The 22,920-nt window shown below is 46.8% G+C and carries 11 protein-coding genes; 3 read left to right on the forward strand and 8 right to left on the reverse strand.

Annotated features, from left to right (window positions below):
* Positions 1–46 precede the first annotated feature (46 nt).
* Positions 47–3,169, forward strand: coding sequence for a GH92 family glycosyl hydrolase (locus tag OI18_RS13305; protein ID WP_240312773.1), 3,123 nt, complete (start codon positions 47–49; stop codon positions 3,167–3,169).
* A 103-nt stretch (positions 3,170–3,272) separates the two neighbouring features.
* Here OI18_RS13305 and OI18_RS13310 read toward each other — a convergent pair whose 3' ends face one another.
* Positions 3,273–4,595, reverse strand: coding sequence for a vanadium-dependent haloperoxidase (locus OI18_RS13310; protein WP_039140503.1), 1,323 nt, complete (start codon positions 4,593–4,595; stop codon positions 3,273–3,275).
* Positions 4,596–4,613: 18 nt separating this feature from the next.
* Positions 4,614–8,195, reverse strand: coding sequence for a CRTAC1 family protein (locus tag OI18_RS13315; protein WP_039140505.1), 3,582 nt, complete (start codon positions 8,193–8,195; stop codon positions 4,614–4,616).
* Positions 8,196–8,515: 320 nt separating this feature from the next.
* On the opposite strand from OI18_RS13315, the gene OI18_RS13320 reads away from it, so the two are divergent.
* A complete protein-coding gene (locus tag OI18_RS13320) occupies positions 8,516–11,584 on the forward strand; it encodes a SusC/RagA family TonB-linked outer membrane protein (protein ID WP_052273197.1) in 3,069 nt (1,022 codons plus the stop codon).
* 11 nt (positions 11,585–11,595) lie between these two features.
* Positions 11,596–13,440 carry a RagB/SusD family nutrient uptake outer membrane protein gene (locus OI18_RS13325; RefSeq protein ID WP_039140507.1) on the forward strand — a complete coding sequence of 615 codons (1,845 nt, stop codon included), beginning with the start codon at positions 11,596–11,598 and terminating at the stop codon, positions 13,438–13,440.
* Positions 13,441–13,510: 70 nt separating this feature from the next.
* Here the strand turns inward: OI18_RS13325 and OI18_RS13330 are convergent, their stop codons facing one another.
* The 6 genes from OI18_RS13330 to OI18_RS13355 form a co-directional block, all read right to left on the reverse strand.
* On the reverse strand, positions 13,511–14,404 hold the full coding sequence (locus tag OI18_RS13330) for a DUF4249 domain-containing protein (protein WP_039140509.1): 894 nt from the start codon (positions 14,402–14,404) through the stop codon (positions 13,511–13,513).
* A 3-nt stretch (positions 14,405–14,407) separates the two neighbouring features.
* Positions 14,408–16,795, reverse strand: coding sequence for a TonB-dependent receptor (locus OI18_RS13335; RefSeq protein ID WP_052273198.1), 2,388 nt, complete (start codon positions 16,793–16,795; stop codon positions 14,408–14,410).
* 251 nt (positions 16,796–17,046) lie between these two features.
* Positions 17,047–18,645 carry a solute:sodium symporter family transporter gene (locus OI18_RS13340; protein ID WP_039140511.1) on the reverse strand — a complete coding sequence of 533 codons (1,599 nt, stop codon included), beginning with the start codon at positions 18,643–18,645 and terminating at the stop codon, positions 17,047–17,049.
* Between the two features lie 68 nt (positions 18,646–18,713).
* Complete coding sequence (locus tag OI18_RS13345) at positions 18,714–19,724, reverse strand: GntR family transcriptional regulator (RefSeq protein ID WP_039140513.1); 1,011 nt, start codon at positions 19,722–19,724, stop codon at positions 18,714–18,716.
* Positions 19,725–19,727: 3 nt separating this feature from the next.
* Entirely contained in the window at positions 19,728–21,161 is a 1,434-nt protein-coding gene (locus tag OI18_RS13350; RefSeq protein ID WP_152616822.1) for a hypothetical protein, read from the reverse strand.
* 79 nt (positions 21,162–21,240) lie between these two features.
* Positions 21,241–22,914: a RagB/SusD family nutrient uptake outer membrane protein gene (locus tag OI18_RS13355; RefSeq protein ID WP_039140515.1), complete on the reverse strand. Its 1,674-nt coding sequence runs from the start codon at positions 22,912–22,914 to the stop codon at positions 21,241–21,243.
* Between the last annotated feature and the right edge of the window lie 6 nt (positions 22,915–22,920).

A 22,920-nucleotide genomic window follows, 5' to 3' on the forward strand; every position in this document is an offset into this window, starting at 1 on the left:
GCATCGGATCTTATGTTTATTGGCTTGGTTGGTCAGTATCCCTGGAATGAAGTGTGCTGCACAAAATGCCCTCTGGACAATTGGTACAGCTGACAATGCATCCAAAGAATTTGCATTGGCGCCTGACAAGTTCAGGAATTTTGTCGGACAGGATTTTGGGTATGAAGACAAGTTCTTTTTGATCGGTTATTCAAAGGAAAGAGAAAGTTTTCCTTATGTACTTCCTGGGCCGGTTGATACCTGGGGTGGAACCTGGCCGACCTCAGGCTGGCGGACCAACCAGGTGAATGTTTTATTCGGAGTTCAGAACGAACCGGCAACCGGGGATTATAAATTGACCATCAGGCTGGCGGATTATGCAAAAAAGTTCCTGCCTCTTATCAAAGTTATGGTTAACCAGCAGGAGGAAATAATCCAGTTGGAAGCTCCCGGTTATGGAGTCAAAAAGCAACGCTCTCCACGACTGAATGAAAAATATGTAGATACTGCATCTATAACAGGGAATTTGTCTGGTGCTACACCAAGGACAATTGAAATTCCCCTCAGGCGTAATGTGATCAGAAGAGGCGGTAATAATGTTACTATAACTGTACTCCAGGGTTCCTGGATAATGTTTGACCAGGTGCAGTTATCGGGTGCTGCCTGCAAACTTTTGAAACCGTCTGATCTTTTCATTCGCAAAGTTGAACCCGCAGACTATACCATTGAAAAAGATGGTAAAGAGGTCCAGCCTCTGCTGGTGAACGTAGAACATTTGTCCGGAAAGTCAGTATTAAGCGTTGAGATAGATGGAGTGAAAGTATCTGACCATGTAGTTGAAGAAGGGAATTACATCTTCGAAGCTCCAATGCCTGCGGTACAGTCTCTAAAACAAAGCAGGTACAGAATTCTTGCTGATCATAAATTGCTTGAAGAAGGGACCATTCGCCGTTCCGGGCAAAAGAAGCAGACCCCGGCTGATTATGTTGATACCCGGATGGGCACTGCCCATTCCCGTTGGATGATTGCACCAGGCCCGTGGATGCCTTTCAGCATGGTTAAACTCAGTCCCGATAACCAGAATGCAGGTTGGCAGGCCGGTTATGAACCTGCTTATGAGAGCATTGGCACTTTCAGTCATATTCATGAATGGACCCTGGGTGGCTTAGGGATTTTCCCAACTAATGGACAATTGAAAACAAGAATTGGCGATGAGTTGATTCCGGGTTCGGGCTACCGGTCAGCGATAGATAAAAAATCCGAAGAAGCTCCTATTGGATATTATAAAGTGCTGCTGAAAGACTATGACATCCAGGCGGAACTTACTTCAACTACCCATTGCGGATTTCACCGGTACACTTTTCCCGGTAAGAAAACTGATTCCCGGATCCTCGTCGACTTACATATTCCTGCAGAATACGATTACCAGTTAAAAGATATTTTCCTGCGGAAGGTTGGTAAAAACCGGATAGAGGGCTTCTCGCATCAGCTTTCACCTAAGGTGTGGAGCAATGATGCGGGCCAGGATTATACAGTAAACTTCGTGATTGAATTCGACCAGCCCATCAAACGTATGGGCAGATGGATCAACGATGAAATTGCCTATGCAGATTCCATTGAAGGAAAAGACATAAAAGATGCCGGGATATTTTTGGAATTTGATACCCGCACTAATCGCGTTGTGCAAACTCGTACCGGTATTTCACTCGTCAGCATTTCCAATGCCGCTGAAAACCTTCAGACGGAGATCAGTTCTGTTTTCGGCTGGGATTTTGATGCGGTCAGAAATCATCATAAAAATGTGTGGAACGAAATCTTCAATCGGGTGAAAGTGACTACCGGCAACAGGCTCGATAAAATTCGCTTTTACAATGCCATGTACCGCTCAGTTTGCAGCAGGAATATTTGGAGTGATGTGAACGGCGAATGGAAAGGAACAGATGGTGCCGTTCAGAAATTTAAAAATAAAAACGATGTGGCATTGGGCTGCGATGCCTTCTGGAATACATTCTGGAATCTGAACCAATTCTGGAACCTTGTAACGCCGGAATGGAGCAGTAAATGGGTAAAATCGCAACTTGCCATGTACGATGCATACGGTTGGCTGGCAAAGGGTCCTGCAGGCATGAACTACATACCTGTTATGGTCGCCGAACATGAAATTCCCATGATGGTAAGTGCGTACCAGATGGGGATAAAAGACTTCGATGCTGAAAAAGTATTGAACGCGTCTGTTAAAATGCAAACCACACCTGCCCAAAAACTATTTACCGGTTTTGCCGGAAACCGTGACCTTACTGCTTACCTGAGTCATAAGTATGTTCCTTCAGATAAAGGTCGTTTCTCCAATACAATGGAATATTCCTATGATGACTGGTGTGTTGGTCAACTAGCGAAATCTTTGGGAGACTCGGCCCTTTATCGAACCTTCAATGACAGGGGATACTGGTGGAAGAACGCAATTGATAAGGACGGGTATTGCCATATGAAATTAAGTAATGGTGAATGGGTTTCGGATTTCAATCCCTTCCGTAGTGGTGCCAATGAACATTATGTGGAAGGCAATGCGTGGCAGCTTACCTTTTTTGTGCCGCAGGATGTGACAGCACTGACCAGCATCATCGGGAAAGAAGAGTTCGCAAAAAGACTTGATTGGGGATTCACTCAAAGTGAACCCTGGAGATACAATGGAATGAATGACCAGTATTGGGATTACCCGGTTGTTCAGGGCAATCAGCAATCAATGCATTTTGCCTTCCTTTTTAACTGGGCTGGTAAACCCTGGTTAACACAAAAATGGTGTCGGTCCATCGTCGAGCGTTATTATGGGAATGGATTGTCGAATGCCTACCTGGGTGATGAGGACCAGGGGCAGATGAGTGCCTGGTTTGTAATGGCTTCAATTGGACTGTTCCAGACAGACGGTGGATCCAGGTCAAATCCCATTTATGAAATTGGTAGTCCGCTCTACCAGAAAGTGGAAATTGATTTGGGAAAAAAATATGGCCGTGGCGAGAAATTTGTCATTTCGGCTCACAATTCCAGCCGGCTCAATAAATATGTGCAGAAGGCAACACTGAACGGGAAACCTTTAAATTCTTTTGCTTTCCCGGCAAGCGAACTCCTTAAGGGCGGTGAACTGGTGCTTGAAATGGGACCGGAACCAAATCCTGGCTGGGGGTTGGATTAGCAGCGAAATCTGATGCTATAAAATGTGTACTCTTTTCATGCAGTATAACACCGCGAGGTGTATGCCAGTTGGTTTCTACCAACTGGCATTTTCATACACATTATTATTTAAGGATTTTTGCAATAATCAATTCGCCGACTTTTTTGCCCTGTGCAGCACCTGCTTCAACTCCGGTGCGATAGTGAATGCCGCCATAAACCCGGCTTATAGAGGCTTCTGCTGCGGCTTCCTGGAAAGAGTTGAAGTTTCGTTCCATGCCGATATACCGAAGATCGCTGGTATCACGGAAAGCGAAATTGTTGCCGTATATATGGGCCAACACCGTTGATGCTGATGCAGTAATAGCACTATGTCCGCTGGTATATTCAGGGAATGGCGGCGTTTGCAGGAAGGGAACAAATTTATCATCAATATGTTCGTTGATATAGGTTACAGGTCGGACTACATTGCTCCGGTATTTTTCATCCCAACAGGCAATGAACGCGTCGTACAGCGCTATTGCGGTTAATGCATATCCTCTCGCAACCTGTACCGGGTCTGCGCCGGTCTGTTTGGCTGCAATTGCTGCAATGCCCATCCAATGGCCCCCGGGTGTTATCTTTTTTGTGCCGAACATCAGGTGGCCTGAATGTTCAATCACAAAGGGATTGTCATCCCAGTAACGCGCAATCGTCTTTTGCTCTTCAGTCAGGCTTTTGTTGATTGCATACACTTCTCTTGCATTTTTATAAAAGAGGCTGCTGCTATCAGTACTATATTTAGGCGGACGGGGTGGCATATATTGGGATGCAGAATCCAATACCATTGTTTTCATCGTATTCCAGCACCACTCTACACCATCCAGATAGTCGGGTGGGGTAGGCCTCCATTTTCCGGCATCGTTACTTCCCAGGAATTTTTCCTTTCCCCTGGATAAATGATAACCATCATTCCTTGCCCTTGCCAGTATCGCTTTGGCAATTGTATCACCAAATGCAACCGATCTTTGATAAGTGGAGTCGTCTAATTTTTCTTTGAATGTATTATACACCACATCTTCATGTGCTTTCAGTGAGTCTACTGAGAATACCTTTACATTGCGGGTGACCGCGAAAAAAGCTTTTGTGGCAGCCAGCGTATAATCGTAAGTCTTTCCTTTTTCGGGCTCTGGCATTTTTCCAAAACCACTCAACTGTTCCGCAATGGAAGCCGATCCGTTCTTGTTGTGCCGCATTGCCTCATAAGACGCTAAAGATGTATACACATATAGCCTTGCAGCTACCGGTGGTGTGAATACATCATGAATAATCACCTCGGTGAGGAGGTCCTGGTTCTGGTGTAAGATCTCGGCGTCCGTCATGCTGACGCCTGCTTTTTTCTGGCTACAGCTGCTGAACAGAATTATTAAGCCTGTAAACCAACAAAGGCCTGCAATTGACTTTCTCATCTTTTCCCGGTTGGAGTTTTAAAAAGTTAATGTCCTGGTTTGTCCATTACCATCTGTAATTACTGCTGATTCCACATTTTTGCTGACCTGGAGGAATCTTGCAGATTGCGAGAGAAAGGAAGTACCATAGTAGCATTCCTGCTTTTGTTTTTTTCCATCTTTAAATGAAATGTCGATTGTAACATCGGCAGGTTGCAGTACTATATGCTTACAGTCTTTTTTAAGTTGAAATACCGCTAAAGGTCCGCGATTCTGTGTAGCCGCCAACAGGTATTTATTATTCTTTCCCTTTAGCTTAATTAATGCCTTTCCATTGCCCGGAATATAGATGCCGCTTTCTATGATAGATTTTGCGATAAAATTTCCCCTGCCATCACCCTTCAGCATTAGCCCGTTTAAGGCATCGTATCGGCCTAACGATACATCAGTGCCATAATCGTTGGTGTTGATCACTACATCAAGATTGCCATCACCGTCAAAGTCATCGGTCACCATTCCATTCAATGCAGAAAGTTGCGCTTTTAAGGGCAGGGCTACAAGGGTGAATTTACCGTCGCCGTCATTCCTGCAAAAGGACGAGTTAAAATTATTTGCGTTGAGTCTGAGAGAGCCATTGCATTGCTCCGGCGTAAACAATTGGTCAATGGTAGTTGTGGCATACGATTTATAATTCTGGAATTTTGACCGCATGCCGATGATCTGTTTTACCATGTCATCCCGTCCTGGAACTGCAAACTGTTTTCTGCTTGTATCGTCCTGGCTGGCCTTCAGGAATAGTGCCGGAATAGCATCATAACTTCCATTGTTGTCAAAGTCTTTGGCAATGATGGAAGCAGGGTGTTGCGAAGTGGCTTTGTAAAATGAATTTTGGCCGAGATTCCCGGATAAAAAATCAATGTCGCCATCGTTATCAAAGTCACCTGCCGTTAAACTGTTCCACCAGCCGCTCTGATCAGAAATTCCCGTGCTGTTTGTTATGTTCCTGAAGATGCCTTTCTCATTTTTCAAAAAGGTAAGTGGCATCCATTCACCTGCCAACACCATATCTGGCCAACTGTCGTTGTCAAAATCAGTAAACAGTGCATCGCATACCAGCCCAATATTAGCGAGTTCCTTTGCCACCAGGCTGCTGGCGTCAACAAATTTTATTTGCCCATCCTTTGAATCATTGCGGTAAATAAAACTGGACACTGGCTTTGGATACTGCCAGGGATCTACCCGGCCCGCGACAAACAGGTCAAGGTCTCCGTCCTTATCATAATCTACGGCACGCACACAAGATTTGCTTGTAAGATTTTCAGGTAACGCAGATGAGTCAATAATGAAATTACCTTTACCGTCGTTGATCAAAAGCTGGTCCTGGTACGCAATGCTGTTGCGTTTGCTTTCATAACCGCCATGCGCCAGGTACAGGTCCAGGTCCAGATCTCCATCAGCATCGAAGAGGATAGCTCCCATATCCTGGTAATGCACATTGATATTTTCAACCGGTTTAGTTATAGGTTTTTGTAGGAACAAGCCATTATCCTGTTGCAATAAGGCCATTGCACCAAACGATGAGTTTCCACCAATGACTACATCGTCCAATCCATCACCATTCAGATCACCCGCCGCCAGGGATGGGCCATATTCTGAGAATTTATGAGGTAATAATTTCTGGATGTTGAAATCGACATAGTCTGTTTGCGAGTGACTGTAGCGAATGCCCAATGAATGGGTTACTTCGCTGAAAAGATTGTGTTTCGCCAGGGCAGAGCTAGACCAGTCAAAACGCGCCCCAGCATCTTTTTTATTGATGTTTACCGTATTGTCTGCTGTGACATTCTTACGGGTCTCTTTACTTCCGTCCGGCCATTTGATAACCAAAGAATCTATTGTTGAAATTGCTCCCAGTCCAAAGTGTGCATTTGCCTGTATACTGGACAGGTACCCGCGGTACGGGGTTTGTTCATAAACCTGTTGCTGGTTTCCATAATAGATTTCGATCCATGCGCCAATACCATCCCTGTTTAACGAATCACCTGACAATTGCACGGTCAGGTAGTGCCTGGTGCCTGGCTTTTCATTCATCAGGCTGTTTTCATAAACGGATGCTTCATCGTTGATGTTGTTTACTATCATGTCAAGGTCGCCATCATTATCCAGGTCTGCATAGGCTGCGCCATTAGAAAATGTGCGCGTGGTGAGACCCCATTCCGGTGACACGTCTGAGAAGCTGCAGTTGCCGTTGTTGCGGAAAGCATAATTGTGAAGTTTAACCTGTGGGATCTGTGCCAGGGTGTTCTCCTGCGGGGTGATGGGAGAAGCTTCCTGGCGATAAGCTATAAAGTCCCGGTCTGTTACGTCCCGCGGAAAGCCGTTTGTTACTACAAGGTCGCGCCATCCGTCGTTATCAAAATCTGCTACCAACGGGCACCAGCTCCAGTCTGTTTCAGCGATGCCTGAAAAATATCCCGTTTCGCTGAATACCGGATCGCCTATTGAGTCGTTGGCATTGAGTCGAGGCCCTTCATTGATTTGAATGGAATTCCGGACATACTGATATTGATACCTGAAAAAATCATTGAGCTGGAAGGTCTGGTAACTGCTTGCACCAAGCATCATTTTTTTCCTGTAATTGTCTTCGGGATTCATGTCCAGTTCTACGATATCAGAAAGGCCGTCGTTGTTGATGTCTATCACGTCCTGACCCATTCCGTTGGCGGATGTGTGTTTAAAATAGGTAGTAGCCTTTTCTGTAAATGTTCCATTTTGGTTATTGATGTACAGCAGGTCAGTAGCAATAAAGTCGTTGGTAACGAAAATGTCTTTCCAGCCATCTTTATTGATATCTGAAATCGTTGCACCGTGCCCGTAACCTTCGATGGTTACCCCGGCTGCATGGGTTACATCTGTAAATACAGGGTGTTTCAGTGACTTGTTTACATCATTCCGGTAGAGTCGACCGGTACTGGGAAAACTTCCATCCGTAATCTTATGTTTAAAAACAGAAGGGTTGACGCCTGCAATAATTTCATTTACAACAATGTACACGTCCAGGTCGCCATCGTTATCATAATCGAAAAAGTTGGCCATGGTAGAGTGGGTGCTGTCATCCAGTCCGTAGGCCGCTGCCTCATCCTTAAATGTAGGCACTCCCTCTTTGTTCAGTCCTTTATTAATGTACAGCAGGTTTCTCCGTTGTTGTGGGTCCTTGTTCATGGAGGCGCAGACGTACATATCCAACAACCCGTCATTATTGATATCCACTACGGACACTCCTTTGCACCACCTGCCGCTTCCGTTTACCCCCGCAATGGAAGTTATATCTGTAAACTCCAGGCCGCCCTTATTTAAATAGAGCGCGGAAGAGACCATATTGCCTGTCAGGTACACGTCCTGCAGCCCATCGTTGTTGAAATCGCCAATCCCCACACCACCACCATTGTAAATATTGGTCACATCAATGGGATTGAGGGAATCTGTTTCGACTATTTTGTTGTTGAATACAATTCCGGAATGTTTTGAATCTACCGGCTGGAAAAGCTGTTTCCTCTGGCTGCAGGAGGCAACCAGCAACCAGTTAATTGCTATAACGGTAATGAACCCGGGTAATCTCATATGGCAATCGTTTAGGCATGTTAACATCCAGGATGTTTCTGTCAATTATTTCGTAAAAAAAATATTTGACTTAAATATCTTTTCTTTTATATTTGATCATGTATAGACATACAAACATAGGTACAATACAAATATAGGGCAATCACATAAAGAAAAGTGCGGTGGAATATTAAGGCCTGATGTTGAAATGTCAATGTTCTGACACCAGAAGTGTTGCCATAACCTTAACCTGCTTGGGGATAATATATTAACTATAAACCACTGTTATGAGACCAAAACGATTGCCTGGTGTTTGGTATAAAGCCAAATGCGCTCTTTGCATGATATTAGTGCAAGGTTTCTTGTGTAACACTCTTTCAGCAAAGGAGAAGGATTCCCCGTCAGATGCGGGTCACAATATCCGAAACCGGGGCAAACATACTGACCTGCCCGACCGTGTTGTCAAAGGACAGATAACCGGCGACAACGGTGAGCCTTTGGCGGGAGTAAGCGTTTCTGAAAAAGGAACTAACAATGTAGTCGTTACCGATAAGGAAGGAAGATATACCATCAACGTAAAGGATGAAAACAGTGTGCTGTTGTTTTCCCATGTCGGATTCCTGGATGTGGAAATCAAAGCCGGCTCATCGTCGTCTGTGGTTAAAATGGAGAAACTTTCAAAGAACCTCGAAGACGTAGTCGTGGTCGGTTATGGCACCCAGAAAAAGAAGGAACTGACAAACGCTGTTGTACAGGTGTCAGGTTCGGAGGTTAAGAAATCGACTTCGGTTTCCCTGTCGAACTCGCTGTCAGGGCGACTTGCAGGATTATTCGTAAACCAAAGAAGTGCAATACCTGGTTTTGATGATGCGCAGATCCTGGTGCGGGGACCAAATACTTACCGGAACAGTTCTGCATTGATCGTTATTGACGGTATTGCCAACGCGGATCCGGACGGACTGAACAGGCTGGATCCCAACGACATCGAGTCAATATCCGTATTGAAAGATGCCTCCGCAGCCGTTTATGGTGCACAGTCAGCAGGAGGGGTAATTCTTGTTACTACCAAGCGCGGAAAAAGTGGGAAACCCTCTTTTGATTTTACAACCACGCATTCTTACCAATCACCGACCATGAAAGTGAATTCAGCTGATGTTTTCCAGTACATGGATGTACTCAATCAGCGCAGGGCACTGGAAGGTACACCGCCCGATTTCCCTGATGAGTTGATCGAATCATTTAAAAATGGTACAAGAAGACCGGAAGACTGGTACAATGCGTTGATCGATCCTCCTGCCAAGCAGTCACGGCAATCGCTCACTATGAGGGGCGGAACAGATAAAGTGAGATATTTTGTTTCTCTCGGAACTGCTTCGCAGGGCGGAATTATGCGAGGCGATGATAAAACCAGGTTGAAACAGTACAACGTAAGAAGCAATATCGATGTTTCTGTTACTGATAATTTTGAAGTAGGACTGGACCTTTCCTTCAGGCAAAAAAATACAGAGTCTCCACAAGGTGGTTCGGGTGAGATAGCCTATTTCGCAAATACCAGTCCATTACAGGAAGCATATATCGGTGGTGACTATCGCTATCCAGGCGAAGGCTGGTCACACCTGAATCCTGCCGCCAGGCTTCTAAGCCCGGGCTATCGCGATACTAAGGCTGACGTAGGTATGGGTACACTTAAGTTTAAATACAACATACCGTTTGTGAAAGGTCTTGCATTGGATGGATTTGCTTCTGTTGTGAAGACCTCCAATTATGATAAGACCTTTAACTACACCTGGTTTTATTGGGAGAGGGGAGCTAACCCCGGGGAAGTTGTGAAACGCCCGTCAAGAACAGTGGAAGATATCGGCTTAAGGGAAGGCTTTGTACAGAGCCAGCGGATTACAGAAAATATTAAGTTATCCTATAACACCACGATAAGCGACCATAAAATCGGCGCATTCATTGCTTATGAGCAGATGGATTATAAGGACAATAATTTCTGGACCAGCCGCCTCGGTTATGCCTCTCCGTTGATCGACCAGCTTTCGGCCGGAAGTGCCAACCGCCAAAACTGGAACAATAATGGCGGAGCTACTGAATCAGCAAGGAAGAACTATTTTGGCCGCCTTAATTATGATTACGCAGGTAAATACCTGTTTGGCTTCAGCGCCCGTTACGATGGTTCTCCGATTTTTCCCAAAGAGACCCGTTATGGTTTCTTTCCACAGGTATCTGCGGGATGGGTGTTGAGCAGTGAGTCTTTCATTCCTGAGAATATCTTCAGCAACCTGAAGTTAAGAGCTTCATGGGGCCAGTTGGGTAACGACAGGGTAAATCCCTTCCAGTATATAGGAGCATATGGATATTCAAATGGTTGGGTAATTAATGGAACGGATGCCCAGGGTATCGCGCCCACTTCCACACCCAATCCGAATATTACCTGGGAAGTAAGTGAAAAAACTGACATTGGCCTGGAAGCCGGCTTCCTGGATAACAGGTTAACTTTTGAATTCGATGTCTTCAATACAAAGACTTCACAGATTCTTGCCAAGAGACAGGCGTCGATCCCGGGATACACCGGCCTGGTGCTGCCCGACGAGAATATCGGAAAGATGAACAGCAAAGGATTTGAAATTCAGGCAGGTTACAGGCAGAATTTTGGCCGCCTCGGTTTCAGAGCAAGCGGAAATATCTCGTATGCTAAAAACGAGATCATTTATTTTGATGAGCCACCACAGGCAGAATCGTATCAGAAACAGGAAGGAAATCCTCTCGGTGCAATTCTGGTATACAAGGCTATCGGGATCTACAGAACAGAAGACGACCTGACCAAGGGGGCCAGCTATGCAGGTGCCCGCACAGGGGGATTGATATTTGCGGATCTGAACAATGATGGCGAGATCGATGTGAATGACCGCTACAGGTACGATGGTACCGGTTTTCCGAAAACGCAGTTTGGTCTGACCATCGGTTTGGATTACCAGAACTTCGACCTGACAATGCTCCTGCAGGGACAGTCAGGAGCTAAGTGGCGGTTAAGCACCGGCTTTAGTTCCGGGTCTAATGGAAATGGTCTCGAGTATGTTGCGTTGAACTCCTATTCATTGGAAAATCCCAATGCCATTCTGCCAATGATAGCGCCAACAGGTGTAGCATCATCCGACGCGGATTTCTATTACCATAACGTATCATGGGCACGCTTAAAAGCTATTGAGTTAGGATACAGCCTTCCCAAAAGCCTGGTGTCAAAGGTTAAAATAGCCAACCTCAGGGTCTATTTATCCGGCGACAATGTTTTTATGCTCTATAACAACCTGAAGAAGTACGGTGCCGGCGATCCTGAATTCCTGCTTGGTAACGGTGGTGCATATCCCAATATGAGAACATTCAGCTTCGGAGTTAATCTTACTTTCTAAAATCAACAATTATGAGATCCTTAAAATTTTTAAATAAACAGGCAGCCAGAATTTATATCACGCTGTTTACCGGCCTGGCTATCACTGCTATTTCGTGCGACAGGGACTTGCTGGATAAAAAGCCATTGGATTCACTGACCGATGATGCAGTTTTTTCCGATGCCAATTTTCTTCAAAGCTATGTTTACAATGTGTATAATGGCATGAAGCCCATATGGTTGCCGGGCACCGGTGGTTTCGAACCTTTGACAGATGTAGCCGTATCTCAGCCTGAAACGCATGATAGATCGGCTGGAATCCGCCAATACCTGGAGGGAAACCTTTCTGCCGACAATATCACCGATCTTACCAATGTATGGAACGATGAATATGGGTATATCAGGAAGGCAAATGTGTTCTTCGAAAACATTGAGAATTCTGCAATCGATGCAACTGTGCTTGATCCGATGAAAGGCGAAATGCATTTCCTGCGGGCATGGATGTACTTCGAGCTCACGAAGACCTTTGGAGGGGTACCTATTATTACCAGCAGCTTCAAACTGGATGATGAAAATTTTGATGTTCCCCGGAACACATACGATGAGTGCACTAAATTTATTATGGATGAATGCGACCTGGCTGCTGATTTATTGAAAACAACCAGCCCCACACCCGGAAAGATAAGCAAAGCCGCTGCCATGGCTTTAAAGGCGAGGGTGCTGTTGTACATGGCAAGTCCACTTAATAACCCTTCCAATGATGTGGCTAAATGGCAGGCGGCAGAGGTTGCCACCAAAGCTGTGATCGACCTGAACTATACGCTGCATCCCACGCACGACGATCTGTTTACAAGGCCACTGAAATCGGACGAAATAATCCTCGGTAAATCCCATACTGCCGGCACCCGTATTCCGGACTGGGGCTTTAACTATGACTATTGGCCAAGCGGGTTTGATGCAAGACAGCGCATAATGCCCACGCAGACTTTTGTAAACATGTTTCAAATGACCAACGGGCAGTATCCATACATGCCCGACGGAGTTACCGTAAACCCTGCCTCGGGATATGATCCACAGGATCCGCATAAAAACAGGGATCCAAGATTCTATAGCGACATCATTTATCCGGGTGCAGGTCCGTTTACCATCAATGATGGAGCGAAGAGTACACTCAGAACCTATGAATACTGGGAAGATGCCAATCCCAATCCGGACAATGCAGCGCCATATGTCAACCCAAATAAGGTGGACCCCAAAAATGGCCAGGAACTCTATGATTTCGGCCGTGATTCAAAAACGTATTGGGTAAAAGGTAAGACACCGTTTCACTGGAGGGTTCAGACGGGCTATACTTTCAGAAGGTTACTGGATTTTACCGGTCCACGTGCAAGCTTTGATCATGATTACAACCAGGCTATCACCTTCCTCCGGATTGCTGAATTCTACCTGAACTATGCGGAAATCCAGATCGCCCTGGGAAATGAAGCAGTTGCCCGCGAGTATATTAACAAGGTAAGGAAAAGGCCATCTGTGAACATGCCGGATATTACGAGCTCCGGCACCGATCTCGTACGGGAGTACAGGAACGAAAGAGCAATTGAACTACACCTTGAAGATCACCGCTTCTTTGACCTGATGCGTTGGAAAGCCGCTCCATCAAATATTGACATTCCTATCCGCGGATTGACCAGCGTGAAAATGGATTGGTCAAGTGCACAGCCTGGTGATTTGTTAGGTAAAATGACTTTCAATTATGGAGTTATTGAAGCCGCCGAAGTCAGAAAACCATGGGCAGGTGATTTTTATTACTTATTACCTATTCCACGCGAAGAAATCAAAAGGAGTCATGATGCTATCTCGCAAAATCCTGGTTATTAAAATTACTGATTACTGAATGATTGATATAACCGGGCGGCATTTGCTGCCCGGTTTTTTTTTGCCGCATACTTCATTTCACTACTACACTCTTTGTATTGACACTAAACCCGCTGAAACAACCAATCACGTTTTCACCGCTGATCGTGCTCTGCAGGTTTACCGGGGTGGAGAAGGGGCTGGCACTTTCACTTGCCTTTAAATAGCTGTCCCAGAAATTATAGACCTTCCTTTCAACATTCACCAGGTGATAGCTCACGGTATCGCCTATATCAAATCCATTCGAATGAGTAATGTGCATGTACTGTCCGTTCACAAGCTCATCTGTTCGTGGTGAATACCTGTTTGTGCCCAGTGCACCCCAGCCAAAATTTTCGCCTGTCTGCCTCGTCCTCCAGTAATATAATTGGGTGTTCCCGATAGTGTCCGGGTCCTTGAAGTGAACGGTAAGCCGGGCCATATATTCGGGATCATCTTCCTCGTCAATAAAATAGTAACCGCTGGTAATACTGTCAATCGACAATGGTTGCAATAGCTCCGTCGTGGCACTATACATTTTGCCTTCTACTTCGATTTCAAGCAGGTAATGCATGCCCGGCGTGCCTCTTAGGGTTGTATCAAAATAAACGCCCGGGATATAAGCGTTGCTGAGCTGTGTAAGCGCAGCCTCTTTCAGTTCTTTCCGGCTGGATGCATCCCATTCATATTGGCCGGAAATCAACCGGCCTTCCGTTATTGCAACACTGGCGCCTGTTACCGGTACATTCGTGAAATCAGGTGCGTAGTAATCCTGGCTCCTTCCGAGTATAACGTAGTTGTACAGGGGCAGTTCATTGTTGATATAAGCCTCCACCACCAGCTTCGGTTGGTGGCTATTTACTTTTATATCGAAATCCTTTTCACACGAGGTCAACCCGGCCACGATGGCTGAAATAAAGACAAAGACAATGCCTGACGTCGTTCTCATGTTTCAGAATTTAAAATTCCAGGTTATACCCGGAGTGATTGGGAAAAGATAAACCTGCTTGCCCTGGATTACGCCCTCGTCTTCATCGGCATACAGGTAAATGAAGTACGGGTTGTATCGGTTGTACACATTATAAAGGCTGAAGACCCAGCTGCTCTTATATCTTTTGGTAGTCCGCGGCCTCGGTGTAAATGTGAAGGCCAGGTCCAGCCGGTGATAAGGCGGCATGCGGTAATCGTTGATCCTGTCGTATTGATTAACATTAGTCAGGATAGGCACCATGTTGCGCGGGTCATAACCCATGTCATATGCAAACCTTCCTGTCGGCATTGTGAGCGCATTGCCGGTGCCATATACAAATACCGTAGATGCTTCCCAGTGCCGGTTGAACCGGTAATTCAATACCAAACTCATGTCATGGGTACGATCGTACCTGTATGGAAAAGGTTTGCCATCGTTCATGCCAGGGAAAGTGCGGGTGGTACGACTTAACGTATACCCGATCCAGCCGTTGAGTTTTCCTTTTTTCTTTTGAAGAAAGAATTCAATTCCATATGCTTTGCCACTTCCAAAAACCATTTCTCCCTCTATATTCTGGTTCAGTAGCAATTGCGCACCGGGTTTGAATTCCAGTTGATTGGTCATGGTTTTATAATAGGCTTCCATACTTATCTCATACCTGCCTTTGCCGAAGCCTTTGAAAAATCCTGCCGCAACCTGCTCCGCCCTCCCGGGCCTGATCAACCTGCTTACCGGCACCCAGAGATCACTCGGGAATGTTGCGGCACTCGTGGTGGCGAGATGCAGGTACTGCGTGGTACGCGTATAAGACATCTTGATGCTGGAAGCATTACTGGTTTTATACAAAACACTGATGCGTGGCTCCGGGTACTGGTAACGGGCAATGCTTTCCCCTTTTTTGAAAGATTCCGTTTCGCCGGTTGGTGCTCCATTTGCACCATAGAGTACTCTTTCGGTCGGACCGACCTGGTTAAAATAACTGTAACGGAAACCGGCAACGAGATTCAGTCGTGGCGTAACATTGATATCTGTACTGATATATGCAGCTGCCTCCCGGGCATGCTGGTCATTGATCTGCGATTTGAAATCCTGTATTCCTACAGTTGAGTTACCCGCTCCCGGCCTGAAGGAATGCAAAGTATACTGAACGCCTGTTTTCCACCTGATCCACCTATGGGGAGTATAGACCCAGTCGTTCTTGACCTGGTAGTCGGTGAGTCCCGAGGAAAGCACGAAACTGCTCGTGCTGTAAAAGATCCTGCTGCTCAGGTTGAAATTATTCCGCACTACGGACAATTCCTGTTTCCAGCGGTTGTTCAGCTGTAGTTTCCACGTCAGCCCAAAAATGGTGTTGCCCCAGAGTGCATTGAACTCACGCCCCAGGAATTCGGAATAATCGTCCTGGAACTTGAAATCATCACGCCCTGAATAGAAAGTAAATGACAGGGTGTTCTTTCTGTTGACCCGGTAATCAGCCCTTCCGTTGAAGTCATAAAAGTAGTACGCATTCTGGCCGATCTTGCCGGGTACGACCAGCCGGGCTAACTGGTCAATGTAGGTGCGTCGCGCACTGATGATGAATGTCAGTTTCTTTTTGACGATTGGTCCCTCAAGTGATAGCCGGGATGAGATCAGGCCAATTCCACCGCTGACTTTCAAAGAATCCTTATTTCCCTCCCTCGTGGTTACTGAAATTACACTGCTCAGCCGCCCGCCATATTCGGCGGGCATTCCGCCTTTTATGACCTCTACGTTTTTTACTGCGTCGCCGTTGAAAACGCTGAAGAAGCCCAGCAGGTGGTTCGGGTTGTAGACCGTAATACCGTCGAGCAGAACGAGATTCTGGTCAGGACCACCTCCCCGCACATACATCCCGGCGCTTGATTCTCCACTACCTTTAATGCCAGGCAGGAGGGTGACAATTTTCAGCGGGTCAACTTCACCCAGTACAACCGGCAGTTTCTGGATCTGTGCCATATCGAGGATATGGGTGCTCATCTGGTTGCGCATGATATTGCGGCTGGCAGAAATGGTTACGTTTTGCAATAGGCTTTCCCGCGGCTGCAGTACAACCAACAAACTAGTGTCATTATTCAGGAGGATACTGCGGGAAAAGGGAAAATACCCGACTGAGCTGACAGCAATGTGGTGACGCCCGCTGGGTAATATGGCAATAATGGCTCCGCTGCTGTCGGCCGACTGCTCTAACCGGTTAATTTTTACGGTGGCATTGCCAATGGGGATTTTTTCGGCGTCGACCACCTTGAAGGTAAGGGTATGGCTTTGCGGGTAAGCTGTACGGACAGCCAACACCACGATGGCAATCAGGAGAATTCGGAAAATGCAGCACATTTTCTCACCCGTCTTCATATGCAATTTAGTCTTTTACCGGCGGTTGGTGGGTAAAAAAAAAGACCGCTGTAATATCCGGATTGCAATACGTATACCAGCCGGATGTTAGCGGAAAGCGAAAGAGCCTGGCGATTAAGGTGACGGGTTGAGGGTACCGGGATGTCTTCAAAAAGTAAAATCGTAACGTTGTTCAGTAACCGCTTTACCGAAGGCCGTGGATGGTTTTTTTCACTTCAAACTTCCCGCATGGACATCTTGCCAGATTAAGTTCACCTTGCCAATCCAACCGGCGAGAAAATAACGTACATGCCCACCAGCGCCAGCAACAATACCAACGCAACCCAATGCCGATTCTTCCATGGTGTCAGTTCCTGTTTGACGGCTTTGTTCGGCTGGTAGGGTATGGACAGTGGGTGCAGCCGTCCGATCAGCAACATCAGCGCAGCGGTAAGCACAAACAGAATTGCCAGCACATGCAGGAAGTGAAGTTTGATTTCCAGCACAAACTCAGCAATCGCATAGCTGCAGATGAAAAATACAAGTCCGATCCTCGCGGCTATTGGTGGTACCCTGCGGGTGAGCAGCCCCACGACCAGAATTGTAAATATTGGTACACTGAATAGCCCGCCTACCGTCTGCACATAGGTGTAGAAACCACGGCTTGCAAACAGGATGAAAGGTGCTATGAACATCGCGGCAAGGCACAGTATGATCTCAAATCGCTTAGCGGTTCGCACAAGCTGCGTTTCTGAGAGTTTCCTTCCCTTTTTTAATGCCCAGGGCTTATAAAGATTCAGCATGAACAATGTGCTTGAGCTGTTCAGTCCAGCGTTGAAAGTAGTGAACGCTGCACCAAACAGCAATGCGGCCATAAAGCCGGTATAAAAAGGCGGCGAAGCATCACCTAATAATTTGGGGAATACCTCTGCAGTGTTTGACATCCCGGAATACAGGTGCACCGCAATAACACCAGGAATATTAATAAGCAACGGGCACAGCAGCTTGCCAACACAGGCAAGTGCAATTCCTTTCTGGCAGCTCGCAAGATCCCGGGAACCCAGCAGTTGCTGTACAATATATTGTTCAGTGCCCCAATAGTAAAGATTCACCAGCAACATGCCGGTAAATATTGTGGCGAAAGGGATGGCATCTGCAGGTCCGCCGATGCTGTTCCAGTGACTGGTCTTGTATGTCGTTACCATATTCCAACCGCTGACCAGGTTGCCTTCACCCAGTTCGCAAAGTGCATAAAGAGGCAACAGGAGTCCACCGGTAAACATCGCGAATCCCAGCAGGGTATCCGATACGGAGATTGCTTTCAATCCGCCCAGCAACGAATACAACGCCCCGGCGATCCCCAGGCACCAGACCAGGACCCAGATCACCAGCCAGTAATCCACCTTGTAAATCTCTGAAAAGCGGAAGATGCCATTGAAAGCTACAGCGCCACTGTACAATACAGAAGGTAGCAGGTTAACGATATAGTTCACCAGGAAAATCAACGAAACGATCACCTTGGTCTTACGGTCATACCGGTTCTCGAGGTAATCAGGCGTAGTTGCGATTTCGTGCCTGAGGTAGATGGGCATAATAAATTCCGAAACCACCAGCATGGCAAACACTGAGGTCACCCCCCATGCCATTACACTCATGTTATTGGTAAAAGTGAGTTCATTTTCGCCAATGAATAGCGCCGTATTGATATTTGCAAACAGAACGCCACTGCCTACCGTAATAAAACCGAGGTTCCGGTTCGCGAAGAACAATCCTGAAAGGGTGTTGAGTTTTTCCTTCCTGGTCTGAAGCCATGAAATAACGGCAATACCCCCGGTTATGGAGATAAAGGCAAGCAACGCAATCGGGTCCATGAAACTAAAATAGGACATAAGCCCGCGCTGTCAATGCTGGATTCTACCGAATTATTCTACAATATTGATCAAAGCGATTTTCTTCGAGCCAGTTCTGTCGGCAGGGTCAGCCGGATCTTTTCCTTTTTAAGAATAGCCTGCGCTGCCAGCTTACCCATCTGGCTGAAATCGGCCGAGTAAGTAGTAATTCCTGCAAATTCCTTCGACGGCTCATCATTGTGCGACAGCAGGCCGATATCTTTTCCCGGCTTTAGTTTTTTCGCATTGCATTCTTTCAGGATCTCCCACATCAGGAAATTGTCCAGCGTGAAATAGACTTTCCCTTTCTGGATGCTGCCGGGCACAAACTCCCGCACGATACGGCCCCTGATCCTGTACTTCTTCAGGAACTTCTTGAAGGCTGACGTGATCTCTTTCGGATCTAATGAATCCGGGGAATGGAAAAAAACGAATTCATCGAACTGCCTGATCTCTTCTGCTAGTTCAGCAAATACGTTGAATGAAGATTGTTCAAACTCCTGCGTAATATGATTGAATTCGCCGTCGATTGGCTCGTAGCGGTCGAACATCAGGAATTTATTACGCGGAATTGATTCAAGCATCGCTTTCGATCGCGGGTGGGGGATAGGTGCCACCACATACATCCCGAAATGCCCCTTGATCCGTTGCAGGATGGTTTCGAAGATTTCGATATTGCCATGATGAAAAAACACCTGCAGTTCCACCGACTTTCCCAACGTATTGCGGAAGTTCCGGTAAAACTGTTCTTCGAAACTATCGAGGTTGTACATGAGCAACGCAACATTCAGTGTCTGCGATGTACTTCCACCCGAAACGAAATAGCCCAGCCTGTTCTTCGACTGGATAATCCCCCTGCTCACCAGTTCGCGGTATGCTTTCATGATCGTTTCCCTGGAAAAATGCGTTTCCCTGATCATGGTGTTTACCGATGGCAGCGTATCATTCTGCACCAGGATCTTGTCATCGATCGCATTGATGACTCCCTGTACCAGGCTGTCGTGTTTTGAAAAAGAAGAAAGTTTTTCCAGCTCCTTGATTTTCTCGAAAATATTGGCCATCCGCTATTGTTTAATAGATGCTGCCAGCTCTTTACCCGCCGGCACCTGCAGATCCGTAAATGAAATAATATTACCCAATTTTCCCAGTTGCGTCTGCGCTTTTATTTTTTTTCCGCTTACCATGATATAACGGTGACGTCCGTTGAATGCCACGCGCCACGTAATGTCACGATCACCCTTATTTTCCAGGGTGCTTTGATTTTTGCCATGGCGGATGGTTATCCGGGTTGACAGCACTGGCAGGTGTTCGAGTACGGCATTGTGATCATTGCTTCCACGATAAACTGTGCTGAGTCGGTTGTGCCGGGCATCGGCTTCCGCACCCATCATGCCCTGCACCAGGCCATCTATCACTCCATAAGACACTTCGGGATATTCCCTTCTTGGCGTAGCCGGGTTGGCCAGCTGCAACATCAACGCATATGCCTCGCTGTTGTACCCGTACCGGTAAAAGATCGCCGGAAGGTAACTCAGGTTTTCAACATTCCATTTTCCTGCAGCAAGATGCTCCAGCGTCCGCCGGGTCTTTAAAGTATCCGTCAGTGCATCAAACCACAACAGGAAGGTTTCGCCTTCCCCCTTTCCGAATATATGCTTATTGGTTATATGCGTGTGAAACAATGAAGCCTGGTCATCCCACCATTGCTGTTGCAGGTTGTCCCTGTATGCTGACGCTTTCGCAGAATATTGTTTGGCCAGGTCACTGTTGCCCATCAACGCTTCCATTTCAGCCGCGGTCTGCATACCACGGAATAACGCTGCCACCAGGTCGGCACCCATCTTGAGATCGGGCACTCCTTCTGAATAGGAAGGTAATCCCCTGCAACGATGGAAATGATCCCTGATATTGAAAGGAATGGGCGCATTGGGATAGGCCGGCCGGCTGAGAAGTGAATCGGGCTGAAGGATCCACCGATCGATGAAATCATGCAGCGAACGGCGGCGGAAGTCTGTAAAAACAGGATCGGTTATAAAACTGCTGTCACCTGTCCACAGGTACAATTTCCAACTCGCATAGATGAGGTCGGAATTGGCATTCAGGTTATACCAGAATGCAGTGTCATTCCGGTAGTCTTCTGGTGCCGGTAGTCCCTCCCTGTTCATTTCCCAGTACGAGCACCAGTCTTTGGACGCGGAAATATTAGTTACAAAATGCCGGAAGATGTTTTTGTTTTCAATGCCCAGCCCGAGCATCGCCGCGGGCAGGCTCTGGTGTGATACATCACGCATACAAAAGGCATTGCGCGAAGGCAATGCGGCTTCGTACCATGGGCCAACCGGGTCTTTCGGATCGCCCCTGTACGATAATGCCATTTCCTTTGCATGCATAAAGGCGGTGGTGAGGGCTGTATCCGACGAATAAAAATTTAACTCCTGTACCTGGCCGGGTGATACGGAACTTATCGCCAGTAATAATAGGCCGAATATTATTCTCATGTTGTTGATATCGCTTGTATGGCCATCGCCTGTCCGGGTGATTGCTGCGGGCCCGGACAGGCATTGATGGCCGGTAAATTTAATTATAACCGGGGTTCTGTGGCAGTCCGGTTCTTTCAATTTCCGTTGCGGGAATGGGCAACAGGTAATTGCCTGGTTTAAAAAAACGTTGTTCCAGCGTTTTGTACTGGTAGGTCTTTGATCCCCCGTCAGTACGATTGATGATTACCTGGCCAATGTTCACGTTCTGCGTTTCCTCCGCGATCTTCCAGCGACGGACATCATAATAGCGATGTCCTTCAAAACAAAGCTCCACCTGCCGCTCATTGCGGATCCGCGCCTCCAGTGCAGTGCCGCTTTCCGTGACCGGTGCAGTAATTCCGGCCCTGCCCCGGATCATATCGAGGTACTGTCGGGCATTTGCCTCGCGCCCGAGGTGAAATTCAGCCTCTGCATAATTGAGGTAGATCTCTGCCAGCCTGGAAAGGATCCAGAACTTGTTCGTTTGCGTGGTTACGTTGAAATCATAGGTAGTGTCCATGTACTTCCGGAAAGTGTACCGGGTCTCACTGTTGTTCCAGGTGTCAATGCCCTGTGGTGAATCCATTCCGCCTTCATAGAATTCTGTTTCTGTACCCGTTGGATTGGTACTTGTTACCCGGTAAGTGACATATGCGGGGTTGCCGAGCGGACGACCATCATACACAATGTTTGCATAAAACCGGGGATCACGGTTGAGATATGGTTGCTGGTCGCTGTAACCGGATGCAGGATCGGAAATGGACTTCCCGTTTGCCATGCCAAATGCATCGACCAGGTTTTGTGTCGGCGCAAAGGCCGCCCAACCATGGAATCCGCTGGGGTATGACATCATTTCAATGCCATCGAAGGCGCTCCAGTTGTATTGCTTGTTCGATAATCTTACACCAATCAGTTCATTATTGAAACTGGTAAAGAGATCCGCATAGTTGCCTGTAAACAACTGGAACTGGTTCAGGTCGATCACGGCTTTTGCAGCGGCTGAAGCGGCTTCCCATTTTGCTGCGTCGTTCGTCGTGTTCCATTGCGCACTGGCGGCATACAACAACACCCGCGATTTGAGTGCCATTGCCATTGATGCCGTTACACGGCCAAGGGTTGAAGATGATGCGCCCGCCGGTAATAACGTTACTGCCTGGTCGAGTTCCTGTACGATGAATGAAATGCATTCTTCGTATGTGCCTCGGGGGACTTCGAAATTGGAATTTAAGTCGAAGGGCTCGCGGATCAGCGGCACCCCGCCATAATCACTTGCCAGCTGGAAATAGGCAAAGGCACGCAGGAAAATAACTTCCCCTTTGATCCGGTTACGGTATGCTTCATCACCGGGTATCCCGTCGATTTTTGACAGGAAAAGATTCGAATTCTGGATATGATAGTAGTTCTTCGCCCAGATATCAAAATCGCCTGCATTATCGGGCGACAGGATTCCCTTTGTTATTACGCTTCTCACACCCGCATAGTCAAATTTGTTATAGGCTTCATCAACTGCGCTGGAAAGCAGGAAACTCCGGTTGATGGAGTTGCCCCAGTTGTAGGTGCAGGTAGGAAGCACATTGTAAATGTTGTTGGCGAATGCTTCTGCAAGCTTCAGGTCTGACCATACTGACTGGTCAGTGTACGAATCGAGTGGCGCCTTGTCCAGCACCTTGCTGCAGGAAAATAAAATGTTACTTGTTATTATGGATGCCAGGATGATTTTAGTTATCCTCATATCGTC

Origin of the sequence: Flavihumibacter solisilvae (assembly GCF_000814475.1) — a bacterium.
Lineage (GTDB): Bacteria > Bacteroidota > Bacteroidia > Chitinophagales > Chitinophagaceae > Flavihumibacter > Flavihumibacter solisilvae.

What these genes read in the sequence shown, in the direction of transcription:
- OI18_RS13305 (WP_240312773.1), top strand. Translation starts at nt 47, where the DNA reads ATGAAGTGTGCTGCACAAAATGCCCTCTGGACAATTGGTACAGCTGAC.
- OI18_RS13310 (WP_039140503.1), bottom strand. Translation starts at nt 4,595, where the DNA reads ATGAGAAAGTCAATTGCAGGCCTTTGTTGGTTTACAGGCTTAATAATT.
- OI18_RS13315 (WP_039140505.1), bottom strand. Translation starts at nt 8,195, where the DNA reads ATGAGATTACCCGGGTTCATTACCGTTATAGCAATTAACTGGTTGCTG.
- OI18_RS13320 (WP_052273197.1), top strand. Translation starts at nt 8,516, where the DNA reads ATGATATTAGTGCAAGGTTTCTTGTGTAACACTCTTTCAGCAAAGGAG.
- OI18_RS13325 (WP_039140507.1), top strand. Translation starts at nt 11,596, where the DNA reads ATGAGATCCTTAAAATTTTTAAATAAACAGGCAGCCAGAATTTATATC.
- OI18_RS13330 (WP_039140509.1), bottom strand. Translation starts at nt 14,404, where the DNA reads ATGAGAACGACGTCAGGCATTGTCTTTGTCTTTATTTCAGCCATCGTG.
- OI18_RS13335 (WP_052273198.1), bottom strand. Translation starts at nt 16,795, where the DNA reads ATGAAGACGGGTGAGAAAATGTGCTGCATTTTCCGAATTCTCCTGATT.
- OI18_RS13340 (WP_039140511.1), bottom strand. Translation starts at nt 18,645, where the DNA reads ATGGACCCGATTGCGTTGCTTGCCTTTATCTCCATAACCGGGGGTATT.
- OI18_RS13345 (WP_039140513.1), bottom strand. Translation starts at nt 19,724, where the DNA reads ATGGCCAATATTTTCGAGAAAATCAAGGAGCTGGAAAAACTTTCTTCT.
- OI18_RS13350 (WP_152616822.1), bottom strand. Translation starts at nt 21,161, where the DNA reads ATGAGAATAATATTCGGCCTATTATTACTGGCGATAAGTTCCGTATCA.
- OI18_RS13355 (WP_039140515.1), bottom strand. Translation starts at nt 22,914, where the DNA reads ATGAGGATAACTAAAATCATCCTGGCATCCATAATAACAAGTAACATT.